General features: G+C 63.0%; 29 protein-coding genes. 14 read left to right on the forward strand and 15 right to left on the reverse strand.

Translation table 11 applies throughout. From position 1 onward, the window contains the following. The first annotated feature begins 11 nt into the window (after window positions 1-11). Entirely contained in the window at window positions 12-1,073 is a 1,062-nt protein-coding gene (locus NKK52_RS25625) for a D-alanine--D-alanine ligase family protein (protein ID WP_023681315.1), read from the forward strand. A 91-nt stretch (window positions 1,074-1,164) separates the two neighbouring features. Next, complete coding sequence (locus NKK52_RS25630; RefSeq protein ID WP_031199378.1) at window positions 1,165-2,421, forward strand: low temperature requirement protein A; 1,257 nt, start codon at window positions 1,165-1,167, stop codon at window positions 2,419-2,421. An 18-nt stretch (window positions 2,422-2,439) separates the two neighbouring features. Here the strand turns inward: NKK52_RS25630 and NKK52_RS25635 are convergent, their stop codons facing one another. From NKK52_RS25635 to NKK52_RS25650, 4 genes are all read right to left on the reverse strand, one after another. Next, a complete protein-coding gene (locus NKK52_RS25635) occupies window positions 2,440-2,727 on the reverse strand; it encodes a DUF1330 domain-containing protein (RefSeq protein WP_023681317.1) in 288 nt (95 codons plus the stop codon). A gap of 13 nt (window positions 2,728-2,740) precedes the next feature. Continuing rightward, a complete protein-coding gene (gene pyrF / locus NKK52_RS25640) occupies window positions 2,741-3,454 on the reverse strand; it encodes an orotidine-5'-phosphate decarboxylase (protein ID WP_023681318.1) in 714 nt (237 codons plus the stop codon). After that, a complete protein-coding gene (locus NKK52_RS25645; RefSeq protein WP_023673195.1) occupies window positions 3,451-4,047 on the reverse strand; it encodes an NADPH-dependent FMN reductase in 597 nt (198 codons plus the stop codon). The genes pyrF and NKK52_RS25645 overlap by 4 nt, the downstream gene beginning before the upstream one ends. 120 nt (window positions 4,048-4,167) lie before the next feature. After that, entirely contained in the window at window positions 4,168-4,779 is a 612-nt protein-coding gene (locus NKK52_RS25650) for a LysE family translocator (RefSeq protein WP_023681319.1), read from the reverse strand. A gap of 123 nt (window positions 4,780-4,902) precedes the next feature. Between NKK52_RS25650 and NKK52_RS25655 the strand changes: the two genes are divergently transcribed. Next, window positions 4,903-5,811 carry a LysR family transcriptional regulator gene (locus tag NKK52_RS25655; RefSeq protein ID WP_023681320.1) on the forward strand — a complete coding sequence of 303 codons (909 nt, stop codon included), beginning with the start codon at window positions 4,903-4,905 and terminating at the stop codon, window positions 5,809-5,811. Between the two features lie 95 nt (window positions 5,812-5,906). Here the strand turns inward: NKK52_RS25655 and pmtA are convergent, their stop codons facing one another. The 7 genes from pmtA to NKK52_RS25690 form a co-directional block, all read right to left on the reverse strand. Continuing rightward, on the reverse strand, window positions 5,907-6,512 hold the full coding sequence (gene pmtA, locus NKK52_RS25660) for a phospholipid N-methyltransferase PmtA (RefSeq protein ID WP_023681321.1): 606 nt from the start codon (window positions 6,510-6,512) through the stop codon (window positions 5,907-5,909). A 117-nt stretch (window positions 6,513-6,629) separates the two neighbouring features. Further along, entirely contained in the window at window positions 6,630-7,760 is a 1,131-nt protein-coding gene (gene dnaJ, locus NKK52_RS25665; RefSeq protein WP_023681322.1) for a molecular chaperone DnaJ, read from the reverse strand. A gap of 219 nt (window positions 7,761-7,979) precedes the next feature. Then, window positions 7,980-9,896 carry a molecular chaperone DnaK gene (gene dnaK / locus NKK52_RS25670; RefSeq protein ID WP_023673200.1) on the reverse strand — a complete coding sequence of 639 codons (1,917 nt, stop codon included), beginning with the start codon at window positions 9,894-9,896 and terminating at the stop codon, window positions 7,980-7,982. 371 nt (window positions 9,897-10,267) lie between these two features. After that, window positions 10,268-11,266: an LLM class flavin-dependent oxidoreductase gene (locus tag NKK52_RS25675; RefSeq protein ID WP_023673201.1), complete on the reverse strand. Its 999-nt coding sequence runs from the start codon at window positions 11,264-11,266 to the stop codon at window positions 10,268-10,270. Window positions 11,267-11,288: 22 nt separating this feature from the next. Beyond that, window positions 11,289-11,492, reverse strand: coding sequence for an arylamine N-acetyltransferase (locus NKK52_RS25680; RefSeq protein WP_023681323.1), 204 nt, complete (start codon window positions 11,490-11,492; stop codon window positions 11,289-11,291). Between the two features lie 82 nt (window positions 11,493-11,574). Beyond that, window positions 11,575-12,744: an AI-2E family transporter gene (locus NKK52_RS25685; protein WP_023681324.1), complete on the reverse strand. Its 1,170-nt coding sequence runs from the start codon at window positions 12,742-12,744 to the stop codon at window positions 11,575-11,577. 110 nt (window positions 12,745-12,854) lie between these two features. Further along, window positions 12,855-13,916 carry an LLM class flavin-dependent oxidoreductase gene (locus NKK52_RS25690; protein ID WP_023681325.1) on the reverse strand — a complete coding sequence of 354 codons (1,062 nt, stop codon included), beginning with the start codon at window positions 13,914-13,916 and terminating at the stop codon, window positions 12,855-12,857. Between the two features lie 234 nt (window positions 13,917-14,150). On the opposite strand from NKK52_RS25690, the gene NKK52_RS25695 reads away from it, so the two are divergent. Continuing rightward, window positions 14,151-14,579, forward strand: coding sequence for a DUF6481 family protein (locus NKK52_RS25695; protein WP_023673205.1), 429 nt, complete (start codon window positions 14,151-14,153; stop codon window positions 14,577-14,579). 85 nt (window positions 14,580-14,664) lie between these two features. On the opposite strand, the gene sugE is transcribed toward NKK52_RS25695, so the two are convergent. Both sugE and NKK52_RS25705 read right to left on the reverse strand, forming a co-directional pair. Then, window positions 14,665-14,979, reverse strand: coding sequence for a quaternary ammonium compound efflux SMR transporter SugE (gene sugE / locus NKK52_RS25700; protein ID WP_023681326.1), 315 nt, complete (start codon window positions 14,977-14,979; stop codon window positions 14,665-14,667). A 212-nt stretch (window positions 14,980-15,191) separates the two neighbouring features. Further along, on the reverse strand, window positions 15,192-15,317 hold the full coding sequence (locus NKK52_RS25705; RefSeq protein WP_023681327.1) for a hypothetical protein: 126 nt from the start codon (window positions 15,315-15,317) through the stop codon (window positions 15,192-15,194). A 213-nt stretch (window positions 15,318-15,530) separates the two neighbouring features. Between NKK52_RS25705 and NKK52_RS25710 the strand changes: the two genes are divergently transcribed. From NKK52_RS25710 to NKK52_RS25725, 4 genes are all read left to right on the forward strand, one after another. Further along, window positions 15,531-16,340, forward strand: coding sequence for a transglutaminase-like domain-containing protein (locus tag NKK52_RS25710; protein ID WP_023681328.1), 810 nt, complete (start codon window positions 15,531-15,533; stop codon window positions 16,338-16,340). Between the two features lie 110 nt (window positions 16,341-16,450). Then, complete coding sequence (locus NKK52_RS25715) at window positions 16,451-17,404, forward strand: cation diffusion facilitator family transporter (protein ID WP_023681329.1); 954 nt, start codon at window positions 16,451-16,453, stop codon at window positions 17,402-17,404. Between the two features lie 77 nt (window positions 17,405-17,481). Continuing rightward, entirely contained in the window at window positions 17,482-17,886 is a 405-nt protein-coding gene (locus tag NKK52_RS25720) for a GFA family protein (protein WP_023681330.1), read from the forward strand. 80 nt (window positions 17,887-17,966) lie between these two features. Further along, a complete protein-coding gene (locus tag NKK52_RS25725; protein WP_023681331.1) occupies window positions 17,967-18,773 on the forward strand; it encodes a class I SAM-dependent methyltransferase in 807 nt (268 codons plus the stop codon). Between the two features lie 99 nt (window positions 18,774-18,872). On the opposite strand, the gene NKK52_RS25730 is transcribed toward NKK52_RS25725, so the two are convergent. Next, window positions 18,873-20,126 (reverse strand): DNA recombination protein RmuC, encoded by a 1,254-nt coding sequence (locus tag NKK52_RS25730; RefSeq protein WP_023681332.1) that lies wholly within the window; start codon window positions 20,124-20,126, stop codon window positions 18,873-18,875. Window positions 20,127-20,229: 103 nt separating this feature from the next. Here NKK52_RS25730 and def point away from each other — a divergent pair, with 103 nt between their 5' ends. The 6 genes from def to truA all read left to right on the forward strand — a co-directional run bounded on the left by def (window position 20,230) and on the right by truA (window position 23,828). Beyond that, window positions 20,230-20,760 carry a peptide deformylase gene (gene def / locus NKK52_RS25735; protein WP_023681333.1) on the forward strand — a complete coding sequence of 177 codons (531 nt, stop codon included), beginning with the start codon at window positions 20,230-20,232 and terminating at the stop codon, window positions 20,758-20,760. A 99-nt stretch (window positions 20,761-20,859) separates the two neighbouring features. Next, on the forward strand, window positions 20,860-21,147 hold the full coding sequence (locus tag NKK52_RS25740; protein WP_023681334.1) for a hypothetical protein: 288 nt from the start codon (window positions 20,860-20,862) through the stop codon (window positions 21,145-21,147). After that, window positions 21,144-21,569: a type II toxin-antitoxin system VapC family toxin gene (locus tag NKK52_RS25745; RefSeq protein WP_023681335.1), complete on the forward strand. Its 426-nt coding sequence runs from the start codon at window positions 21,144-21,146 to the stop codon at window positions 21,567-21,569. The genes NKK52_RS25740 and NKK52_RS25745 overlap by 4 nt, the downstream gene beginning before the upstream one ends. A 38-nt stretch (window positions 21,570-21,607) precedes the next feature. After that, on the forward strand, window positions 21,608-22,558 hold the full coding sequence (gene fmt, locus NKK52_RS25750; RefSeq protein WP_023681336.1) for a methionyl-tRNA formyltransferase: 951 nt from the start codon (window positions 21,608-21,610) through the stop codon (window positions 22,556-22,558). Next, window positions 22,555-23,061, forward strand: coding sequence for a GNAT family N-acetyltransferase (locus NKK52_RS25755; protein ID WP_023681337.1), 507 nt, complete (start codon window positions 22,555-22,557; stop codon window positions 23,059-23,061). The genes fmt and NKK52_RS25755 overlap by 4 nt, the downstream gene beginning before the upstream one ends. A gap of 11 nt (window positions 23,062-23,072) precedes the next feature. Continuing rightward, window positions 23,073-23,828, forward strand: coding sequence for a tRNA pseudouridine(38-40) synthase TruA (gene truA / locus NKK52_RS25760; RefSeq protein ID WP_023681338.1), 756 nt, complete (start codon window positions 23,073-23,075; stop codon window positions 23,826-23,828). On the opposite strand, the gene NKK52_RS25765 is transcribed toward truA, so the two are convergent. Then, entirely contained in the window at window positions 23,825-24,430 is a 606-nt protein-coding gene (locus NKK52_RS25765) for a hypothetical protein (RefSeq protein WP_023681339.1), read from the reverse strand. The two genes, truA and NKK52_RS25765, sit on opposite strands and share 4 nt — an antisense overlap. Window positions 24,431-24,432 lie beyond the last annotated feature (2 nt).

Consider the following 24,432-nt stretch of genomic DNA (forward strand, 5'->3'; position numbering starts at 1 on the left):
GGTCCTGATCCATGCCGCGCCCGACCCTGATCCTCGTCCATGAGCCGGAAAAGGCCTGTCTCGACCGGCTGGTCGCCGACGGCTTTCCCGCCGAGCGCGCCCTGGAAATCTCGTCCTATCTGGCGCAATCGACCGATCTCGCGCCCGAATTCGATGAAATCACCGCCGCTTGCGGGCGGCGCGGCCTCGCCTTCATGCCGGTTGCACTCGACGATGCGTCAAGCGCGCTGGCGAAGGCCGATCCCGCAACCACGCTTGTCTGGACGCTGACCGACGGCATTGCCTATTTCCGCGGTGCTGCAGCGCCCGCACTTGCCAGGCTGAATGGGCTTAGAACCATCGGAGCCGACGATGCGCTGTTCGCGCTTTGCCAGGACAAGTTCCGCTCCGGCGCCGTGCTTTGCGCGCTCGGCCTGCCGGCGCCGCAGGCAGGCCTGGCCCGCGACGGCCGCTGGCTGGCCGCCCCGCCAGCTTCGGAAGCCGGCTGGTTCGTCAAGCCGAACCGGCTCGGCTCCAAGGTAGGCATCTGGCCGGATTCACGCTGCAACGACCTGGCCCATGCGCTGGAGCTTAGCCGGCGGGTCTATGCCGCTTATCGCGACGATGTCGTCGTCCAGCCCTATGTCGGCGGTCGCAATGTCCGCGCCAGCTTCCTTGGGCTGCAAACGGATGCCGGGGCGGAAGCGCTCGGCATTGCGTTCGTCGACTCCGGCGGCGATTTCCAGACCATGGCGGACTCGATGGCGCTCTACGGCGACACCGGCGAGGCCGCCAAGGCGGCTGGACTATACAGCGAGCCGGTGCTGGAGGCGGTTGCCGACACCCAGCCGGCAGCCGCGGCAACCATCCGCCGCATCGCCGAGCGGCTGGTCAGCGGACTTGGCCTGCGCGACGTGTTTTCCATCGATTTCAGGGTCGAGGCCACCGATCATGCCCACCTCATCGAGTTCGAAGTCTGTCCCGGCCTGCCCTGCTTCGATTTCCGCGCCTATTGCCGGCTGCAATGGAGCATGACGCTGGCCGATGCGGTTGCCGAGACGGCGGCGAACCGACTGAACCGACAGGCGATCTGAAAGGCCGCGGGGACCGGCACGACCTACCGCGCCTTGACGGCTTTTGCTCCACCTTTAGTGTCGCGGGACAGTCCTCAGGCAAGGCCGCGCGATGAGCACACCAGCAAGCTCCCTCCATCATCACATAAGGCGCATGGCCGGGCGCGATCCGCATGAGGCGCATCGCGTCGCCACGCCGCTCGAGCTGCTGTTCGATCTGACCTTCGTCACCGCCTTCAGCCTTGCCTCGTCGCAACTGGCGCATGCCTTGGCCGAGGGCCACTACGCGGCGGCGCTGATCGGCTTCGGCTTTGCCAGCTTCGCGATCTGCTGGGCGTGGATCAATTTCTCCTGGTTTTCCTCCGCCTATGACACCGACGATTGGATCTTCCGCCTCGTCACCATGGTGCAGATGATCGGCGTGCTGGTGCTGGCCATCGGCCTGCCGCGCATGTTCGCCTCGATCGAGCATGGCGAACACCTCAACAATTCGGTCATGGTGCTGGGCTACGTCATCATGCGCGTCGCCATGATCTTCCAATGGCTGCGCGCGGCGCGGCAGGACCTTGGGCGGCGGCGTGCCTGTCTCACCTATGCCATCGCCATCGCGATCGCCCAGATCGGCTGGGTGGTGCAGATCCTCGTCGATTTCTCGCTGGCGACGAGCCTGGCTTTCGGCGCGGTCCTGCTTCTCATCGAGCTTGCCGGACCGGTCATCGCCGAACGCCGGGATGGCGGCACGCCCTGGCACGCGCATCACGTCGCCGAGCGCTACAGCCTGTTCGCCATCATCGCGCTGGGCGAAGGGGTGGTCGGCACGCTGGCGACGCTGTCGGCCGCGGTCGAGGAGCAGGGCTGGAACCTCGATGCCGCCTTGATCGGCATTGCCGGAATGGGTCTCACCTTCGGCATGTGGTGGGTCTACTACATGCTGCCCTCGGGGACGGTGCTGCACCAGCACCGCAATCGCTCTTTTGTCTGGGGCTATGGCCAGATGCTGATCGTGGCGGCCATCGTCGCCACCGGCGCCGGGCTGCATGTCGCGGCCTATTTCATCGAGCACAAGGCCCATATCGGCCCGGTAGCGACCCTGCTCTCGGTCGCCATTCCGCTAGGCGTGTTCCTGGGGGCGATGTACGCGCTGTATTTTTATTATCTCGTCCAGCGCTTCGATCCCCTCCATGTCTGGCTGCTGGCGGGAACGGCTGCGGTCGTCGCACTTGCCATCATCGCCGCCCTTGCCGGCGTCGACATGGCGGTCTGCCTCATCTTACTCACGCTAGCGCCGGCCGTCACCGTTGTCGGCTATGAGCTGTCGGGGCACCGCCATCAACTGGAGGTGCTGGCGCAGGAGGAAGCGCCGCACTGAGCAGAGCAGCTTCGCGCGTCAGATACCCTCGACCAGCACGATCTCGCCATCGGCTACTTTCTGACGGATGGCGACGGCGCGCTGGTACTCCGGCGAGTGGTAGCAATCGTGCGCCGCGCTGAGCGATTCGAACTCGATAATGACATTGCGGGCGCGGCCAGGCCCCTCGGCCTTTTCATGCTCACCGCCACGGGCAAGGAACTTCACGTCGAAACGGTCGAAAGCGAGCTTGGCGGCAGCGACATAGTCCTTGTAGCCTTCGGCGTCGCGCACATCGACGCGGGCTATCCAGTATCCCTTGGGCATTTTCTTCTCCTCGTTACGCGGCGCGCATCTCTTCCAGTATGACTTCCGCCGCCGCGCGCCTGTCGCTTGCCGCCACGATTGGCCGGCCCACAACAAGATGGCTGGAGCCGTTGCGGATCGCCTGGCCGGGCGTCACCACGCGTTTCTGGTCGCCATGGTCGCTGCCCTTGGGCCGTATCCCCGGTGTCACCACCGCCAGGTCGGGTCCGACGATGCGGCGCACCGCTTCCGCCTCCTCGGCCGAGCAGACGACGCCGCCCATGCCGGCATGCAGCGCCTGTTCGGCGCGTCTCAGCACCAGCGTGTGAGGGTCGTATTCATAGCCGGCGTCGATCACGTCCTGCTCGTCCATCGAGGTCAGCACGCTGACCGCCAGCAGGCAGAGGTCGCTGCCCCTGGCGGCCTCCACCGCGGCTCGCATCGCCTTGGGATAGGCGTGGATGGTCAGCATGGTCATGCCCATGCGCACGATGTTCTCGACACCCTTCGCCACCGTGTGGTCGATGTCGAGCAGCTTCATGTCGAGGAAGATTTTCGTGCCGCCGCTGGCCAACTCCCTGGCGAAGTCGAGCCCGCCGGCGAAGGCCAGCTGATAGCCGATCTTGTAGAAGGAGACGACGCCGTCGAGCTCCTGCACCGCCTGTTCGGCCTCTTTCACCGTCGGCACGTCGAGGCCGACGATCAGCCTTTCTCTCATGGTATGGGCCTGCATGGCTGTGGAAATCATGCCCCGGTCCGGGTCGACAGCATGCGCGAGGTTTCGATCAGCGTGCGGCATAGGTGCTCCATCGATTTGGTCAGTCTCTCATCCCTGAAATTGCCGTCGCCGTCGAAGGCACTGCCGCCATCGGATACCGAGCATTCCGGCGTCACCATCTCCAACTGGCAGCGCACCAGCACGGCGCGCAGATGGTTGATGCAGCGGATCCCGGCGAAATGTCCGTTGGAAGACGAGCACAGGCCGGCGACCTTGCCGACAAGCGGCCTCACCGGCCAGCCGCCATCGAGGCGCACCCGGCTTACCCAGTCGATCGTGTTCTTGAGCAGTGGCGGGATCGAGCCATTATATTCCGGCGTCGCGATCAGCAGCCCGTCATGGGCGGCGATCAGCCGGCCGAGCTTCACGGCGTTGTCGGGAACGCCTTTTTCCTTTTCGAGGTCCTCGTCGATGATCGGCAGCGGATAGTCGGCCAGCGAAATGCGCGTCACCTCGGCGCCTTGCATGGCCAGCTCCTTCTGCGCCACATCGGCGGTCCTGCCGCTGAAGGCGCCGCTGCGCACCGAGCCGGCGAAGACGAGGATTTTCGCGATCACAGCCATTGGCCACTCTTGTTCCCGGACAGGTACAGCCAGAGGCTGCGCAAATCAACGCACTGGCTCAAAAAACGGAAACGATCGGGGGGCAGGCGCGCGAAGGTGTGCCGAGCAGCTGGGCTATTGCTAGTGGGTGACCGCAATTCTTGCACTCAGCGCGATGAGTGCAACTCCGAGCAAGGCATCTATCGGCCTGCGGACGCTGCCATATACCGCCCGAACCGTTCTTGTGGAGAACATTAGCGCGACAAGCCCAAACCACGCCATCGCGACCAGCCCGATTATGGCCAGCGACACTGCCTGGACCCAGATCGGAGCCTGCATCGGCAATACCGATATGAACAGGCTCGCGAAGAAGGCGGCCGTCTTCGGATTTGTAATTCCGACAACGAAGCCGCTTCGCCAAGGAGCCGTAGTCTCTGCGCCACTGACGGCCAGCGGTGGCTGCGCCTGCCAAGCCGACAAAAGGATCTTGCTGCCCAGGTAACCGAGATACACGGCACCGGCGATCCGGACGGCAAGGTGAGCCCATGCAATCTGCGTCAGTACGAGGCCCAGGCCACACATCGCGAGAGCCGCCCACACCATGACCGCTGCGGCAATGCCAAGCGCCACATGGAACCCCGCGCGACGGCTGATCAGCGCATGGGAAGTCACGGCTACAAAATCGGGTCCTGGGCTCATGGCGCCGAGCAGGAACACTGAAGCAAGTGTCAGGAATTGCGGAAGGTAGCTCATGCGAAGCTCCAATTTCAGGCTCGTCGTACCGCACGCCTGCATGCCAGAGAGGCCAGGAAGCCGCTCGCCGCGATTTCGAGGGTCGTTTCCCTCACCTTCACAAAACCTACAGCGCTCTTTAATATGAGCGAAATGAAAGATATTTCGGCAGCCATGAACAAAGCTAATATCAACATCACGATGGTGCGCGTCCTGACATCGCTCAGCGAGACGCGCAGCTTCACCAAAACCGCCGAGCGGCTCTGTCTTTCTCAATCGGCCATAAGCCATGCAATGAAGGCGCTGGAGGAGATCGTTGGCGCGCCCCTCGTCATACGTGATCGGCGCGGTGTCGCTTTCACCGCAACCGGCGAGGCGGCTTTGGACGCGGCGCGCGCCGCTTTGCATGCTTTAGGCCGTCTTGTCGGCCTACGGGAACACTCCATCAAAGGCAGAGTACGGCTCGCGCTGGTCAGCAGCGCCTCGGTAAAGATTGCTCCATATGCGTTGAACATTACTTCCGTCCGGCACCCGGAGCTTGCTGTCGAACTGCTCTTGGGCACGGATACCGAGGTGGCGGAGTGGGTCGATCGCGGTGCCGCCGATATTGGACTGTCCTACATCGCCGGCAATTGCCAAGCCGAGGAACTTGTCGACGACGAACTCTTTGTAGCGTCATCGCAAAAGAACTCAGTCCAAGGCGGGTCATTTCCGATCCGCGCTCTCGACGGCCAGCCATTCATCATGTCGAGCGGCGGCTGCGGACCAATGCTTGCCGAATTGTTCCAGGATTTTGGCGTTGCGCCAGTTGTCATCCTGTCGGCGAGCGATATGGCGGCGCTGCTTGCTCTGGTTGGGGCCGGGCGCGGTTTGTCGATTGCGCCAGGCCTGGCGTTTCCGGCCGATTGGCAGCGAACCGTCGCGAGGCGTCCTCTGGAGCCGCGTGCGCGTCGGCCTCTGCTGCTTCTGTTCTCCAGCAGCGCCGAAGCAACGGCCGTGCGGGCCATGTGCGCGGCGATCAGAGAGGTCGCCACGAGTTTGCGAGGCGGATAACAGTCAAGGATGTGGATCGACCCTCAATCGAGCTTCCTTCGGGAGACGTCGATCCTCTACAAGGCGCCAGAGACTTCTCCCGCCCCCAATACCAGCTAATGCGCTTCGCGCCGGTAGATCCACAGCTGCGTCGGCGGGATGTTGCGGAAGATGAAGTCGAAATGCTTGACCGTGTAATTGCCGCGGCCGGGCGGGATCGGCGACAACGGCCCATAGGTCAGCTGCACGATCGGCCGTCCAACCGGGATGCGGTCTAGCAGGCTTTCAATATAGGCGATCCGCTGTGCGACCGGGAAATTGAGCAGCGGCACGCCGGAGACGACGGAATCGAAAACCATACCGCTCTTCTCGCCAAGCGTGGCGTTGAGATTGAAGGCATCGCCCTCGATGACGTTGACGCCGGGATAGAGCTGGCGCAGATGGCGCACGAAATCGGTGGAATATTCGACCGCGTAGAGGTTTTCGGGCTTAACGCCCTGGGCGAGGATTGCACGCGTGATGACGCCTGTGCCGGGGCCGACTTCAAGCACCGGCAGGCCGGACTTCGGATTGACGATGGAAGCCATCTTGCGGGCGGTGACGGAGCTTGTCGGCACGATCGAACCGACCGACTTCGGCTTGTCGATCCAGCCTTTGAAGAATTTGAGTTCGTCGTCGAACTTTTCCGCCAGCGCCTTCCGCAATCCCGGACCACGTGCCATGCAAGTTCTCCTCAACACTCCCCGAACGCTACTTAGCAGCTAACAGGTCCAAGGCAAGGCGCGATCTGGCATAAGATGTTGATGACGTTTGGGAAGCGTGGCGGCCTTGGCTTGGGTTCAGTGCTCGCCGAAGGATTCGAAAAAGTCCTTCATGCGGGCGAAAAAGCCGCTCGACTGGGGCGAATTGTCCTTCGACGACAGCTGCTCGAACTCTTCCAGCAACTCGCGCTGGCGGCGCGACAGGTTTTGCGGCGTTTCGACCGCGGTCTGGATATAGAGGTCGCCGACATTGGGCTGGCGCAGCACCGGCATGCCCTTGCCCTTGAGGCGGAACTGGCGGCCGTTCTGCGTGCCTTCGGTCACTTTCACCTTGGTCTGACTGCCGTCCAGCGTCGTCACCTCGAACGAGCCGCCAAGGGCGGCCGTCGTCATCGATATCGGCACCTTGCAGTAGAGATCGGCGCCGTCGCGCTGGAAGAATTCATGCGGCTTCACCGCCAGGAAAATATAGAGGTCGCCCGATGGGCCGCCGCGCAGGCCCGCCTCGCCCTCATTGGCAAGCCGGATGCGGGTGCCGTCCTCGATGCCGGCCGGGATATTGACCGACAGCGAGCGTTCCTCGGTGACGCGGCCCTGGCCGGCGCATTTCGGGCACGGGTCCTTGATCGTCTGGCCGCGGCCTTGGCATTGCGGGCAGGTACGCTCGATCGAGAAGAAGCCTTGCGTCGCTCGTACCTTGCCGTGGCCATGGCACATCGAGCAGGTCACCGGCTGGGTGCCGGGCTTGGCGCCGGTCCCGGAGCATTCCGTGCATGAGATCGAGGCCGGCACGCGGATTTGCGCGGTCTTGCCGGCAAACGCTTCTTCCAGCGTGATTTCCATATTGTAGCGCAAATCGGCGCCGCGTTCGCGGCCGCCCGACGAGCGGCGCTGGCGCCCGCCCATCATGTCGCCGAAAATATCTTCGAAAATGTCGGCGAAGCCGCCGGCGCCAAAACCTTGCGCGCCGCCATTCATGCCGCCCTGCTCGAAGGCGGCGTGACCGAAACGGTCATAGGCCGCGCGCTTCTGCGGGTCCTTCAGCGTTTCGTAGGCTTCGTTGATTTCCTTGAACTTATGCTCGCATGAGTGATCGCCGGGATTGCGGTCGGGATGGAACTGCATGGCCAGCTTGCGGAAAGCGCTCTTGAGCTCCTTCTCGTCGGCGCCCTTTTGCACGCCCAGCGTCTCGTAGAAATCAGCTTTCATCTTTTCCCGCAGTCCGGATGCTCAACGTCTTGATGCATGTTGCGTCGTTTGCCGGCACGTTGTCTCGATTTAGGAGCGGTGCTGCCCGGATGCTAGGGCCGGCGCGCTTGTGCCTGTGTTTTTCAGTGACTTTTTCGGCAAGGCCCGCACTTTTTCAGCGAGGGTTGCAAAAAAGCCCGGCTTTGCGCCGGGCTTTCCGCTTTATTTGCCGTCAACCGGTCAGGCCGACTTCTTCTTCTCGTCGTTTTCGTCGATTTCCTCGAAATCGGCGTCGACCACATCGCTATCCTTGGCCGCGTCCGCCTTGGCGTCGGCTTCCGCCGCTTCCTTCTGCGAAGCTTCGTACATGGCCTGGCCGAGCTTCATGGATGCTTCGGCAAGCGTCTGCGACTTGGCCTCGATGTCGGCGGCATCGTCGCCTTCGGCAGCAGCCTTCAGCGCCGTGATAGCCTCCGATATCGCCGTGCGCTCGGTTTCCGAAACCTTGTCGCCATATTCTTTCAGCGACTTCTCGGAGGAGTGCACCAGCGCCTCGGCCTGGTTGCGGGCCTCGACCAAGGCGCGCCGCTGCTTGTCGGTCTCGGCATTGGCTTCGGCGTCCTTGACCATCTTCTCGATGTCGGCGTCCGAAAGGCCACCAGAGGCCTGGATGCGGATCTGGTGCTCCTTGCCGGTGCCCTTGTCCTTGGCCGAAACGTTGACGATGCCGTTGGCGTCGATGTCGAAAGTGACCTCGATCTGCGGCACGCCGCGCGGCGCCGGCGGAATGCCGACCAGGTCGAACTGGCCGAGCGCCTTGTTGTCGGCAGCCATTTCACGCTCGCCCTGGAAGACGCGGATGGTCACGGCCGACTGACTGTCTTCAGCGGTCGAGAACACCTGGCTCTTCTTGGTCGGGATGGTCGTGTTGCGTTCGATCAGGCGGGTAAACACGCCACCCAGCGTCTCGATGCCGAGCGACAGCGGCGTCACGTCGAGCAGCAGCACGTCCTTCACGTCGCCCTGCAGCACGCCGGCCTGGATTGCGGCGCCGAGTGCGACGACCTCATCCGGGTTGACGCCCTTGTGCGGCTCCTTGCCGAAGAACTGCTTCACGATCTCCTGGATCTTGGGCATGCGGGTCATGCCGCCGACCAGGACCACTTCGTCGATCTCGCCAGCCTTCAGCCCGGCATCCTTGAGCGCTGCCTTGCAGGGCTCGATGGTGCGCTGGACGAGATCGTCGACCAGCTGCTCGAACTTGGCACGGGTCAGCTTCAGTGTCAGGTGCTTGGGGCCGGTCGCGTCGGCGGTGATGAAGGGCAGGTTGATTTCGGTCTGCGTCGTCGACGACAGCTCGATTTTGGCCTTTTCAGCCGCCTCCTTGAGGCGCTGCAGCGCAAGCTTGTCGTTCTTCAGGTCGATGCCCTGTTCCTTCTTGAACTCGGCCGCCAGGTATTCGACGAGACGCATGTCGAAATCCTCGCCGCCGAGGAAGGTGTCGCCATTGGTCGACTTCACTTCGAACACGCCGTCGCCGATTTCGAGCACCGAAATGTCGAACGTGCCGCCGCCAAGGTCATAGACGGCAATGGTCTTGCCATCCTTCTTGTCGAGGCCGTAGGCAAGTGCTGCAGCCGTCGGCTCGTTGATGATGCGCAGCACCTCAAGGCCGGCGATCTTGCCGGCGTCCTTGGTGGCCTGGCGCTGGGCGTCATTGAAATAGGCCGGAACGGTGATGACCGCCTTCTCGACCTTCTCGCCGAGATAGGCCTCCGCCGTTTCCTTCATCTTCTGCAGGATCATGGCCGAGATCTGGCTGGGCGACTGCTTCTTGCCGCCGGCCTCGACCCAGGCATCGCCATTGTCGCCCTTGACGATCTTGTAGGGGACAAGCTTCTTGTCCTTCTCCGTCACCGGGTCGTCATAGCGGCGGCCGATCAGGCGCTTGACCGCGAAGATGGTGTTTTCAGGATTGGTGACCGCCTGGCGCTTGGCCGGCTGGCCGACGAGACGTTCGCCGTCGCCCGAGATGGCGACGATGGAAGGCGTCGTGCGCGCGCCTTCCGCATTTTCAATGACCTTGGGCTCCTTGCCATCCATGATGGCGATGCAGGAGTTGGTGGTGCCGAGATCGATACCGATTACTTTTGCCATTTTTCTAGTCTCTCCGCTAAGCAGGCTCTCAGGACCCGTAAGGCGTTCCGACGAAAGCCCCTGTTCACAAGAAATTCCGCTCCGGCAACCGGCATTCCGGCACTGGGCGGCTTGGCGCGTATATAAGAACAGGCGGCATCGGGCGCAAGCATTCTGCGCATGGCATCCACCGCGCCGCGCTTGGCGCCTTTGAACAGCCGCCCGGCGGCCCGGATGTGCTCAAACCGCGCTCAAAACCCCAGGATCTGCGCGATCCCCCGGCGAAGCGCCCAGTCAGGGCTTCGAAACCACAAGAAAACGTCACCTATGCGTGAGAGAGGCGGCTCCTGGCTGAGGAAGGCGCCTGCCCACAGCAGACACAGGCAAAAGCGTCACGCGGCCTGCGACAGCGATTTATGCGCCTCGGCCAGGATTTCGAACGAGCGCACGCGTGCCGCATGGTCGAAGATCTGCGCGGTCACCATCAGCTCGTCTGCGCCGGTGCGGCGCACGAACGCGTCTATGCCTTGCCGGACGGTTTCGGGGGAGCCGACGACGGCGCAGGACAGCGCCTGCGAAATCATGGTTTTTGCCATCGGCTCGAGCGTCTGGTCATAGCCCTCGACCGGCGGCGGCAGGCGGCCGGCCCGCCCCGTGCGCAGATTGACGAAGGCCTGCTGCAACGAGGTGAACAGCAGTTTGGCCTCTCCATCGGTCGGTGCGGCGAAAACGTTGAGGCCGAGCATGACATAGGGCTTGTCCAGCTGTTCCGAAGGCTGGAAGCGCGAACGGTAGATCTCCAGCGCATGGTCGAGTTCGGCCGGCGCGAAATGCGAGGCAAACGCATAGGGCAGGCCGAGCATGGCGGCGAGCTGCGCGCCATAGAGGCTGGAACCGAGGATCCAGACCGGCACCTTCTGGCCTTCGCCGGGCACGGCGTGGATACGCTGGCCTTCCGCGGCCGGCTGGAAATAGCCCATCAGCTCGACGACATCCTGGGGGAAATTGTCTGACGCCTCGAGATTGCGGCGCAGCGCGCGCGCTGTTCCCATATCGGTGCCGGGCGCGCGGCCGAGGCCGAGGTCGATGCGGCCGGGGTGCAGTGCCGCCAGCGTGCCGAACTGCTCGGCAATCACCAGCGGCGCATGGTTGGGCAGCATGATGCCACCGGCGCCAACGCGGATGGTCTTGGTGCCGCCTGCGACATGGGCGATGACCACGGCGGTCGCCGCGCTGGCGATGCCCGGCATGTTGTGGTGCTCGGCCAGCCAGTAGCGCCTGTAGCCGAGCCGCTCGGCATGGCGGGCCAGGTCGAGCGAATTTGCCAGCGATTGCGAGGCGTCGCTGCCTTCGACGATCGGCGAAAGGTCGAGAACGGAAAGTGCGGTCATGGGCCTCAAGCCTTTACGATGTTCAACTGCCTGACCCTGGTTTCGAAGGCGCGGTCGGGAATGACGATGTCGAGCTGGCACCAAGCAACGGGTCCAGATTCTCGAACGGGATCGCCTGCGGATGCTGGCGATGCAGCGCGCTCAGCGTGTCGAGCGACGCATCGATCGGACCGCGATAGCCGATGCGGTCGAAATAGGAATCGAGGTCGAAGGAGGCATCGTTCATCGCAGGGTCCGGCTTGACCGGCTCGATATAGGCACTCCGCCTGAAGACAACAAATGCGGGATGACGGACAGGCGCGGCAAGCTTATGGCGCGGCCTTTCCGTTCTCTTCGGCCGCTTCCTCCTCCACCACGGCCGTCTGCTGTGCGGCGAGAAAATTGCCGACATGGCTGAGGCCATCGAAATGATCGCAGAACACTTTGACGACGACCAGCAGCGGCACCGCCATCAGCGCGCCGACAAAGCCCCAAAGCCAAGACCAGAAGGCGATGGCGATGAAGATCGCCACGGCGTTGATCTCGAGGCGTCGGCCGACAACCATCGGCGTAACGAACTGGCCTTCGACGATGTCGCACAAAAGCACGAAGCCCGGCGCCAAAAGCGCGTAGGTGATCGAGTCGAAGCTGATCATCGCAATGACGCTGACCAGCACGATGGTGATCAGCGCGCCGACATAGGGCAGGAAGTTGAGCAGCGCCGCCATCGTTCCCCAGACGAGCGGGTTGGGCATGCCGAGCGCCCACAGGCCAAGGCCGATAACCGCGCCGAGACCGGCATTGATGACGGTGACGGTGAGCAGATAATGCGAGATTTCGCGCTCGACGTCATAGACGACGCGCAAGGCCCGCTTCTTCTCGCTGAGGCTGGCGAAGGACTGGATGATCTTCTCATAGAACATCGTGCCTGACGCCAGCAGGAACAGCGACAGCACGAAGATGATGGTCAGGCTTGTCCCCGCCGACAGGACGTTGCTGGCGGCGGCCGACAGGACGCCGGACTGCGCCATCGCCACCTTCTGGATGCCCGGCTCCTGCGAGGTCTCCGTCATCTGTTCGATCTGATGCGAGATCTGCATGATCCTCTCGAGCGGACGCCGTAATTGCGCCAGCCGTTCGGTAAGTTGTTGGCCGATCGACGAGGTGTTGTTGAGAAGGTCGATGACCGGGCCGCTGAGCAGATAGCCGGCAACGCCGAAGACGCAGATCGACAGCACGACCAACATTGTCGCCGAAACCACTTCCGGAATGCCGCGCTTGCGCAGGAAGCGGACGATTGGTGTCAGCGTCAGCGTCAGCAGGAAGGCGAGGATGACCGGCATGAAGAAAGCACGCGCGAAATACAGCGCGTAGATGGCCATGAACAGGAAGATCCCGATGAGCAGCGAACGCATCAGATGCGTGTCGGCACGCGCCACAACTCTCGCCTCTTCGGTCTCGGCAAGGCCAGCACCCAAAGCGGCGGGTTCGGCTTTCATGATTTTCCCTCAGCGGCGCACCGCAATTGGTGCATTCCCCTGACGGAAACGCCTCTGCAAGCCCAAGGTTCCGTTAGCCGGCAAGGCCCTCAATCCGGGCCGCCCGTCGCTCAGGCGGCTGGCGCTGCGACGGCGACGCCGGGCTTGGCGGTCTCCTTGCGCACGATCGGCGCCACCTTGGTGCCGTACAGTTCGATCGCCTTCATGATCTTGGCGTGCGGCATGGCGCCGATCGCCATCTGCAGCAGGAAGCGGTCATTGTTGAAGATCTTGTGCTGGGCGACGATCTTTTCCGCCACCTGCTCCGGATTACCGACAAACAGCGCGCCGTTCGGACCACGCGACTGATCGAAATGCGCCCGCGAGGTCGGGCCCCAGCCGCGCTCGCGGCCGATGCGGTTCATCACTTCGGCCTGCGGGCCGTAGAAATCGTCGGCCGCCTGTTCAGTGGTCCCGGCGATGAAGCCGTGCACATTGATGCTGGTGGCAAGGCCCGAGGGGTCGGTACCGGCCCGCCTGGCGGCATCGCGATAAATGTCGAACAGCGGTGCAAACCGCGCCGGCTCGCCGCCGATGACGGCCAGCGCCAGCGGCAGGCCGAGCACCCCCGCGCGGGCCGCAGACTGCGGCGTTCCACCTATTGCGATCCAGATCGGCAATTTGTCCTGCAGCGGCCGCGGATAGACGCCGCGGTCGTTGATGGGCGCGCGCAGATTGCCGGACCAGGTGACCTTGACGCTGTCGCGTATGGCCAGCAGCAGGTCGAGCTTTTCGGCGAACAGCTCGTCATAGTCCTCGAGATTGTAGCCGAACAGCGGGAAGGATTCGATGAACGAGCCGCGCCCGGCCATGATCTCGGCCCGGCCGCCCGACAAAAGGTCGAGCGTTGCGAACTGCTGGAAGACACGCACCGGATCATCGGAGGACAGCACGGTGACCGCGCTGGTCAGCTTGATGCGCTTGGTGCGTTCGGCGGCAGCGGCCAGCGCCACCACCGGCGCGGACGCGGCATAGTCGGGGCGGTGATGTTCGCCCAGACCAAAGACGTCGAGGCCGACCTGGTCGGCCAGCTCGACCTCCTCGATCAGATTGCGTAGTCGCTGATGCGGGCCGATCGCGCCGGGGCCGGGCTCCGGGCTGACGTCGGCGAAAGTGTAGAGACCGAGTTCCATGGCATGTCATCCAAATGTTCTGATTTGCCGCTAGAGGTAGCGGCGAGCCGCCCCGGCCGCCAGAGGGGCGGGTAGTGAACAGTGCATGTCGGTTTCGACCGGCTTTGTTTCAGGGAAAACGCGTCTCCCGGCTGCAACAGCATAAACTTTCATGGCTGGCATACCGTTTTGGCGCTTGAACTCTCGGTTTTCGCGCGTATGTAAGCGTCGCGAATTGACTTCAGGGAAGTGGACTTGGCTATCTACAGGGAAAAAGACATTTTCGAGCGGCGCAATGCCGCGAACGAGGCAAAGAAGGCGCTTCTGGAGCGCTTCAAGTCAAAGCCGGCGGCTGATGATCCTGCGGTTCTGGCCAAACAGGCCGAACGCAAGGCGATTCTTGAGGCTCGCGAAATACGCGAGGCCGAAAAGGCCAGGCTGAAGCAGGAAAAGCTGGCACGCGAGGCGGTCGAGAAGGCCGAGCGCGAGGCAGCAGCCGAAGCGGCGCGTATTGCGGCCGAAGAGGCAGCGCAGGCTGAAGCGAAGATCAAGGAAGCCGAAGAAAACGAGCGCATTGCCCGTTTGCTGGCAGACGAAGCCGAACGCAAGGCCAAGCGCGACGCACGCTATGCGGCGCGCAAGCAGCGTACCGGCAGGACGCCTCCGGGCTTCTCCGCCCGCTAACGCTTCGATCGAAACGATCGGACATCAGGGTCGCCTTCCAGCGGCCCTGAATGTGTTTGTGCGTCGATTTCCTTGGTTGCTTTGCTCAGGCGGCGAGCTTCAGCCCCATAATGCCGCAGACGATAAGCGCAATGCAGGCGAGCCGGATGGCCGTCGCAGGCTCGCCCAGCAGCCAGATGCCAAGAAGCGCCGTGCCGACCGTGCCGATGCCGGTCCACACCGCATAGGCCGTCCCGACAGGCAGCGTCTTGAGCGCCAGGCCGAGCAACCCGAGGCTGATGATCATCGAGGCGACAGTGAGCACCGTCGGCAGCGGCTTCGAGAAGCCGTCAGTGTATTTGAGGCCGATCGCCCAGCCGATTTCGAACAGACCGGCGAAGAACAGAAAAATCCACGACATCGGGATGCACTCCTTCCACGAGGATGGCGGGTCGTCCCGGCCGGATTTTTGAGAAAGGCACGAGGTCGTCCTCGCCGCCTCGAAATAAGCGGCTGCGTCGGTCCGATCAACAAAACACCGGCAGCATCGTTCATGCCGCCGGTGTCAAATCTGCGCCGAAACGGTTTGCCCGGGTTTCAACCGTCCCAAGATCTTGACGATCCAAGGCGGGATTACTTTTCCTTGAGCCTCATCGCCTTGACGGGCGGCGCCTTCAGCGCCGGAGTTGCGGCGGGCTTCTTGGCGTCTTTCTTCGGCTTCCGAGCTTCCTTGCCCGCCTTCATCGCACCTTTAGCCATGATTCGTTCCTCCAGTTGCTGGGAGGCCAAGTGAAACAAGAGAAACGCCGGACTGCAAGAGGGCTGGCGTCTGTCGCCGGCGCCGGCGGGCCGCTTTCAACCGGTTTCTAATTTGCTCGTAAACCATTGCGGTCCGTGCCATGGTTGTCTTCGCACTGCAGCATCGGCCATGCCTTCGCCCGGCGATGATCAGGCGGTGCGGTCAGGACGACAATGCGAATCCACATCGGCAGCGAGATGAGTTTCGATTTTCCGCAGGAAACGCCGCTGATCGCGATGCTCAATGTCCACTACTCCAGGGCCTCCGATCTCGAGCGCCCGGATTTCCTGACCTCCAACCCGCCGGTGCCGATCCAGAGCTACCGCGACAGTTTCGGCAATTGGTGCAACCGTTTCGTCGCCCCGCCCGGGCGCTTCACCTTCGGCACCGATTCGGTAATCCGCGACCCCGGTACCTTCGAGATGGGCGACCTGATGGCCTGGCAGCATGAGGTGCGCGACCTGCCGTCGGACACATTGCTGTTCCTGTTGCCGAGCCGCTTTTGCGAGAGCGATCTGCTGGCCAGCGAAGCCTGGCGGCTGTTCGGGCATACGCCGCTTGGCATTGCGCGCGTCCAGGCGGTCTGCGACTTGGTCCACAACCACATCGTCTTCAGCTACGGCAATGCGCGGCCGACCCGCACCGCGGCGGAAGCCTATCGCGAGCAAAGCGGCGTCTGCCGCGACTTTGCCCACCTTGCGGTCACCTTCTGCCGTGCGCTCAATATCCCGACCCGCTACTGCACCGGCTACATCAGCGACATCGGCCTGCCCAAACCTTGGGCGAGCATGGATTTCGCAGCCTGGATGGAGGTCTATCTCGGTGGCCGCTGGCATGTCTTCGATCCGCGGAACAATTCGCCACGCATCGGCCGCATCCTGATCGCGTCGGGTCGCGACGCCGCCGACGTGCCGCTGACCCACATCTTCGGACCGGGCACGCTGGCTGGTTTCAAGGTGTGGACGGACGAGATCATCGAATAGGGGCGTCTTTCCGCAAGCTGGCCTACAAGACCCTGAACGACCGGGCGATTCGTGCGTTGTGATGCCTGTGGAGCTCAGGGGCGTTACATCAGGTTCCTTGGAGGGACAGCATGGCAGCACATGGCGGGTCGAAGACGGTCATCTACGCGGCGCTCGCCGGTAATCTCGCTATTGCTGTGACCAAATTCGTCGCCGCCTTCTTCACCGGCAGCTCGGCGATGCTGTCGGAAGGCGTGCACTCGCTGGTGGATACCGGCAATGGCGGGCTGCTGCTTTACGGCATGCACCGCGCCGCCCGTCCGCCGGACCGCACCCATCCGCTCGGCCATGGCCGCGAGCTCTATTTCTGGAGCTTCATTGTCGCCCTGCTCGTCTTTGCGCTCGGCGCCGGCGTGTCCTTCTATGAAGGCGTCGTCCACATCATGGCGCCTGAGCCGGTCGCCAATCCCAAAATCAACTACATCGTGCTTGGCCTCTCGATGCTGTTCGAGGGCAGCTCCTGGTACGTGGCGCTGAAGGAGTTCCGCCAGCAGAAGGGCAAGCAAGGCTGGCTGCAGGCCGTGCAATCGAGCAAGGATCCGAGCGTCTACACGATCCTGTTCGAGGACAGCGCCGCCCTGCTCGGTCTGTTCGTCGCCTTCGCCGGCATATTGGCGGCCGAACTCCTCGACATGCCCGAACTCGACGGCGTCGCCTCGATCGGCATCGCGATGATCCTCGGCGCCACCGCCATCTTTCTGGCGCGCGAAAGCAAGGGATTGCTCATCGGTGAGCCCGCCTCGCCGGAAGTGCAGGCCAAGGTGCTGGCCAGCGCCCAGCAGGATCCGGCAGTGCAGCGGGCCAACGGCGTTCTCACCGTCCATCTCGGCCCGCAACAGATCGTCGCTGGGCTGAGCATCGAATTCGAGGACCATCTGGCGGCGCCTGAGATCGAAGCCTGTGTCGAGCGAATCGAGGCGCTCTTGAAAAAAGAAATGCCGGAGATCACCAGACTGTTCGTCAAGCCGCAGACGACCGGAACGTGGGAGCACCGGCGCAAGCAGGTCGAGGCGGCGTCGGACTAGTTCTGGACCAGCAGTGCACCGTTGGCCCCATCGCCTGGTCCCGCTAAGATCACCCGACGGATTTCGGAGAATCAACCATGAAAATCGATGGTGGGTGCCATTGCGGCGCCATAACTTATGAAGCAGACGTCGACCCGGAAAAGACCTCTATCTGTCATTGCACCGACTGCCAGCAACTGACCGGTACCGCCTTTCGTGTCACTGTTCCCGCGCCTGAGGATCATTATAGGATCACAAAGGGCACACCGAAGGTTTATATCAAGACGGGATCGAGCGGCGCCAAGCGTGCCCAGGCGTTCTGCGGCGAATGCGGTTCGCATCTTTACGCAACGTCGGTTGGCGACGGGCCGAAGGTCTATGGGATCAGGGCGGGGACCGCGCGGCAACGCGAGGATCTCGTTCCGACCCAACAGAAATGGCACCGATCGGCCCTGCACTGGCTTCCGGAATTCGAGGGCGTAAGCATCGTAGAGGCGCAGTAGCACCTGCCTCCCGGTTAAACGCGGCCCAAACCAGACAATATGTGCTAGGCTCGCCATCAAACGGATGGCGGGGGATAGCAATGTCGGAAACGGACAAGGTGTTTGCCGGCTCGATTCCGGAAAACTACGACCGCTACATGGTGCCGTTGATCTTCGAGCCGTTCGCCGCGGATTTGGCACGACGGGCAGCGTCCTTGTCGCCCGGCGCCGTCCTGGAAGTCGCCGCCGGCACCGGCGTTGTTACCCGCGCATTCGCGCCAAAACTGTCCCCTGGCGCAAGCTATGTCGTGACCGACCTCAACCAGCCTATGCTCGACTACGCGGCCTCGCGACAAGCTCCCGACAGTCGCATACAATGGCGTCAGGCGGATGCTCTGGCGCTCCCGTTCGAAGATGCGGCTTTCGATCTCGTTTGCTGTCAGTTCGGCGCGATGTTCTTTCCCGACCGAGCCGCTGGCTATCGCGAAGCAAAGCGGGTCCTGAAGACCGGCGGCCATTTCCTGTTCAACGTGTGGGATCGCATTGAAGAGAATGTATTCGCCAATGATGTGACGAATGCTCTTGCGGAGATTTTTCCGAACGATCCGCCCCGCTTTCTCGCCCGCACGCCGCACGGCTACAATGACATTGCATTGATCCGCGGCGAGTTGGAAGCCGCAGGTTTCTCCCGTGTGGTGATCGACACGAGGGCCGAACAAAGCCGTGCCTCCTCGCCGCGCCTTCCGGCGGTTGCCTATTGCCAGGGAACTCCGCTTCGCAATGAAATCGAGGCCCGAGGAAAATTGGAAGCCGCAACCGATCACGCCGCGTCCGTGATTGCAGCCAGACACGGCAGCGGCGAGGTTGCGGCCAAGATCCAGGCACACGTGATCGTGGCTACGGTCTAATGCATGGCGCCAGAAGTGTGCCGCGGTTCTGGGGCAACGACATGCATCAAAACAAAGACTTAAGGCGCGTCGTATGAATCCGTTTCAGCGCGACGCGCTTTAATCGTCGCCTTCGACGACACGTAGCCTGAGCTGCCCCGTCTTGGAATCCGCCACCCGCACCCCTGCTTCGGCCTTGGCGGGTCCGCCACCGCGCACTTCGGCTTCGCTTTCGCCAAACTCCAGCGCTTCGATCTTTTGGCCGCGCTTGGTCACCTTCGACGTCGACACCAGTATCTCGTCGATATCCTTGGCCGACTGGCCAAAATGCGTCTGCAACCGGCGCACGCGTTCGTCGACGCGCGCGACGTCCTCCATCAGCCGGATCACCTCGCCCTGGATCAGATGCGCCTGTTCGCGCATGCGGGCGTCCTTGAGGATGGCCTGGATGACCTGGATCGACAGCATCAAAAGCGACGGCGAGACGATGATGACACGCGCCCGGTGCGCCTTCTGGACCACGGCGTCGAAATTCTCGTGCATTTCGGCGAACACCGATTCGGACGGCACGAACATGAAGGCCGTGTCCTGCGTCTCGCCCTGGATCAGGTATTTTTCCGAGATATCGCGGACGTGAATTTCGATGTCGCGGCGGAAAGCCTGGGCCGCGATCTTCTGTTGTTCGGCGCCATCGGCGGCGCGGATGGCGTTCCAGGCTTCCAGCGGAAACTTGGCGTCGATGGCAAGCTGCGGCGCACCGTTCGGCATCCTGACCAGGCAGTCGGGACGGCTGCCGTTTGACAGCGTTGCCTGGAACTCGTAGGCGCCCATCGGAAGGCCGTCGGCGACGATCGCCTCCATGCGCGACTGGCCGAAGGCGCCGCGCGTCTGCTTGTTGGACAGGATCGCCTGCAATTGCACGACCTGGCCGGCCAGCGACTGGATGTTGCCTTGCGCGGTGTCGATGACCGCCAGCCGTTCCTGCAGTTTGGCGAGGCTCTCATGCGTCGATTTTGTCTGTTCGGTCATGGTTTGACCGAGCCGGCCGGTCATGGCGTCGAGGCGCTGGCCGATCGACTGGTTGAGTTCGGCCTGCCTTGCGCCGAACACGTCGGCGATGGCGCCCATGCGGCCCTGCATCTCGGCCTGGCTTTGCAAAATGCCGGCCATCCGCGCCTCGGCGTCGCGGGCGTGGTCGGCGGCTTCCGCCGCGGCGATGGTGCGCGCCTTGGCCGATCGCCACAGCGCCACGACAAGCGCCAGGAACAGGCCGAGAAACACCAGCGCGCCGAGGGCCAGTGCATGGCCGAGCGTGATCGTCGTGGCGCCAAGCCGGGCAACGGGTTCGGAAAGGATGGTGCTCAGGTCGTTCATCCCGCCAGCATAGCCGATTCGCAGACCTGGCACAGATCAAAACGTGAACGAGACCGATTCGCACCGGTTGACGCTTCTCCTGCGACGTTTTAGGTGAGGCGCCATGTCGATCAAGCCGCTCATCATCCTTCCCGATCCTATCCTGCGCCAGGTTTCCAAACCGGTCGAACGCGTCGACGCGCCTTTGCGCAAACTGGCCGACGACATGCTGGCGACGATGTATGATGCGCCGGGCATCGGCTTGGCCGCAATCCAGATCGGCGAGCCGCTGCGCATGCTGGTCATCGACCTCGCCAAGGAAGACGAGCCGCCGGCGCCGCATGTCTTCATCAATCCCGAAATCCTCGAAAGCGCCGACGCTCGCTCGGTCTACGAGGAAGGCTGCCTGTCGATCCCGGACTATTACGCCGAGGTCGAGCGTCCCGCCTCGGTGCGCGTGAAATATCTCGACCGCGACGGCAAGCTGCAGGAGATCAAGGCCGAAGGCCTGATGGCGACCTGCCTGCAGCACGAGATCGACCATCTCAACGGTGTGCTGTTCATCGACCACATCTCGAAGCTGAAGCGCGACATGGTGGTCAAGAAGTTCAAGAAGCTCGCCAAGGACAAGGCGCCGGGCAAGCTGGTGGGATAGGCCCTGCTTTCGGCGACTCGCACAAAATCCCGTCTCGACCCGCCCCTATTGAGAGACGCTTCCTTGCGTGATATCATTGATATCAGACTGGAGACTCCGATGGGCGATATGTTGATCAGAGATATTCCCGAGCCGTTGAAGCGTGAAATCGAGCATGCGGCACGCAAGGGCGGCCAAAGCCTCTCGATCAAGGCGATCGATTTATTGCGAAAAGGCATGGTTGCGGAAAAAGAAGGCAAGGCCGAGCCTGGACTCACGGCTTGGGATGCGATTCGCGCTGCCTTCGCCTCGGAAAATGCAATCAGCGAGGAATTTGCGCAGATGATGGATGAGATCGAAGCGGAACGGAAACGCGACTTTGGCCGCACCATTGAGAATTTCGAGTGATAATCCTCGATACCAATGTCGTCTCGGAAGCGAGCCGGCCCGCGCCCGATCCAAACGTCGCTAAGTGGTTTCGCAGACAGGACCTGCTCGACCTCTATCTCTGCGGTCCTGTTGTCATGGAGCAGTCCTTTGGAGCCGAAAGGTTTCTGAACAAGACCGGCTCGGACCGCCACGTCCGTGCACTTGACCACCTGGTTTCGAAGCATTTTTCGGGACGTGTCGTCGAATTTGCCGGTCCCATCCCCCGTCTGGCGGGCAAGCTCCGGGCAACGCGAGAAACTATCGGCCGGCCGATCAGCCTTTCCGATGCCATGATCGCTGCGATCTGCCTGTCGCACGACGCTATGCTGGCGACGCGCAACATTAAGGACTTCGAAGAGCTTGACCTCAAGATCGTAAACCCGTTTGAAGCAGACGCTTGAGCGGACTGCCGCGCGCAGAACAGGATACTGGACGAAAAATGCCGCTTCGCGTCATCTTCATGGGCACGCCGGAGTTTTCGGTGCCGGTGCTGCGCGCGATTGCCGAGGCCGGGCACGAGATAGCAGCCGTCTACACCCAGCCGCCGCGCGCCGCGGGCCGCCGCGGGCTGGAGCTGACACCGTCGCCGGTGCAGCGCGAGGCTGAGCGGCTGGGCATCGAAGTGCGCACGCCGCTGTCGCTGAAGGGCGAGGGCGAGCAAGCTGCTTTCCATGCGTTGCGTGCCGATGTCGCAGTCGTCGTCGCGTATGGTTTGCTGTTGCCGAAGGCTATTCTGGAGGCTCCGCGCCTCGGCTGCCTCAATGGCCACGCCTCGCTTTTGCCGCGTTGGCGTGGTGCAGCTCCCATCCAGCGAGCCATTATGGCCGGCGACGTCGAAACCGGCATGATGGTGATGCGCATGGAAGAGGGCCTGGACACCGGTCCGGTGGCACTGGTTGAAAAATGCGCCATAGAGCCCGACATGACGGCCGGCGATCTGCACGACCGCTTGATGAATATTGCTGCCACGCTGATGGTGGAAGCGCTGTCCCGATTGGAGACAAATACCCTGGCATCGACTTTGCAGGCGGCTGACGGGGTGACCTACGCCAGGAAAATCGATAAGTCGGAGACACGTGTGGACTGGACGCGCCCGGCTGCGGAGGTCCACAATCACATTCGCGGGCTGTCGCCATTCCCCGGCGCCTGGTGCGAGGCCGACATCGGCGGCCGCACGGAACGGCTGAAACTGCTTCGCTCGACGCTTTTGGAAGGCACGCTTTCTGAAAGCATGGGCGAGTCGGGAGGAATTCTCGATGACCGGCTGACGGTCGCCTGCGGGTCGGGCGCGGTCAGGCTGGTCGAAGTTCAACGGGCGGGCGGAAAGCCTGCTGCCGCGAAGGAGTTTCTGCGCGGGGCCAAGATCGAAAAAGGAATGAAGTTCTCATGAGCATGATGTCGATACGCGGCGCGACGCCGCGGGACCGCGAGGCCATACGCCTGGTCGAGGAACACGCATTCGGCCAGCAGGCGGAGGCCGGGCTGGTCGACGCTCTGGTCACCGGCGGCGACGCCGTTGTCGAACTGGTGGCGGAAGAAGACGGCCAGGTGGTCGGCCACATCCTGTTTTCCAGGCTGTTCGTTAGGAACGGCGGCAAGCAGTTTGCAGCCGTGGCGCTGGCGCCGTTGGCGGTGGAACCTTCGTTCCACGGCTCGGGCATTGGCGGTGCGCTGATCCGCGAGGCGCATATCCGCCTCAGGGATGCCGGCGAGACGCTCGCCGTTGTGTTGGGCGATCCGGCCTATTACGGCCGCTTCGGCTACAATCATGCGCGCGCCGAAAAGTTCGAGAGCGAATATCAGGGCGAAGCGCTGCAGGCGCTGGCCTGGGGTGACGCACCCGAAAAAGGCAAACTGGTCTACGCCCAGGCCTTTACCGCACTCGCCGCCTGAACGAAGGGTGTATGCCGCGTTTTCGTCTCGATATCGAATATGACGGCAGCCTCTTCGCCGGCTGGCAACACCAGGCGGATCAGCCTTCGGTGCAGCAGGCGATAGAGCAGGCGATCGAGAAATTCTGCGGTGAGGCGGTGCGGATACGCGCCGCCGGCCGCACCGACGCCGGGGTGCATGCGACCGCCCAGGTGGCGCATGTCGACCTCGCCAAGGCATGGCCAAACGACAAGGTGCGCGACGCCGTCAACGCGCACCTGCAGGCGGCAGGCGCGCGCATCGCCATCCTGCAGGCGACGGTTGTCCCCAATGAGTTCGACGCCCGTTTCTCGGCCACCGGACGGCACTATCTCTACCGCATCCTCAACCGGCGCGCGCCTGCAGCGATGGAAAAGGGCAAGGTCTGGTGGGTGCCGAAGCGGCTCGATGCGGACGCCATGCACGAAGCGGCGAAAGTCCTGCTCGGCCGACATGACTTTACCACCTTCCGCTCGACGCAATGCCAGGCCAACAGTCCGGTGCGGACGCTGGAGCGGCTCGATGTAAGCCGCCAGGGCGACCTGATCGAAGTCAGGGCCTCGGCGCGCTCTTTCCTGCACAACCAGGTGCGCTCCATGGTCGGTTCGCTGAAACGCGTCGGCGACGGCGGCTGGACCGCCGCCGACCTCAAGGCAGCGCTCGCGGCGCAAGACCGCGCCGCCTGCGGCCAGGTGGCGCCGCCCGACGGGCTTTTTCTCGTCGGTGTAGACTATCCGGAAAAGTTCTAGGCCGGAGCGGCGGTCGGCACCGTGATGCCGAGCAGCGCCACTAGGCCGAACAAGACGGCCAGAGACACCACCAACATGCCTGCGAACACGGCGCTGCCGACAGCCGCGCCCTTGCCGATCGCGGCGTTGGTCATCCGCCAGGTGAGTACCAGCGACAGCACCACCAGAACCAGCCACACCAATTCGGCAACCGGGTTGCCGGACGGCAGGAAAAGCCTGATCAACGCTGAAGGCAGCAGCATCCAGGCGGTGATCGCCGACGCCCAGTTGCTCGCGACGACATAGTGGACGAAGCGGTCGCCGATGCCGGCGCGCGATGCGACCAGGGCAAGCACAACCAGGGGCAGCAGCCACGAGCCGAGGTCGACGGTCGCCAGGCGAACCAACATGCCCAGCCGACCGGCGAACGCATTGGGATCGCCGATCTCGTTGGCCGTGCCGACCCAGCCGACGATCATCGCCGGCGCGGCGACGACGATGGCGAAGAAGGAATTCCAGAAGCCGTCCGCCGAAAGGTCGAGCAGCCGCAAGCCGTCGGCCTTTCCGAGCATCAGCCGCCAGGCGCCGTTAAGCGATGAAGAGGTCTCGTCAACCGAAAGCATGA

This window comes from Mesorhizobium sp. C277A, from assembly GCF_040324395.1.
In the GTDB taxonomy this organism is placed as follows: Bacteria; Pseudomonadota; Alphaproteobacteria; order Rhizobiales; family Rhizobiaceae; genus Mesorhizobium.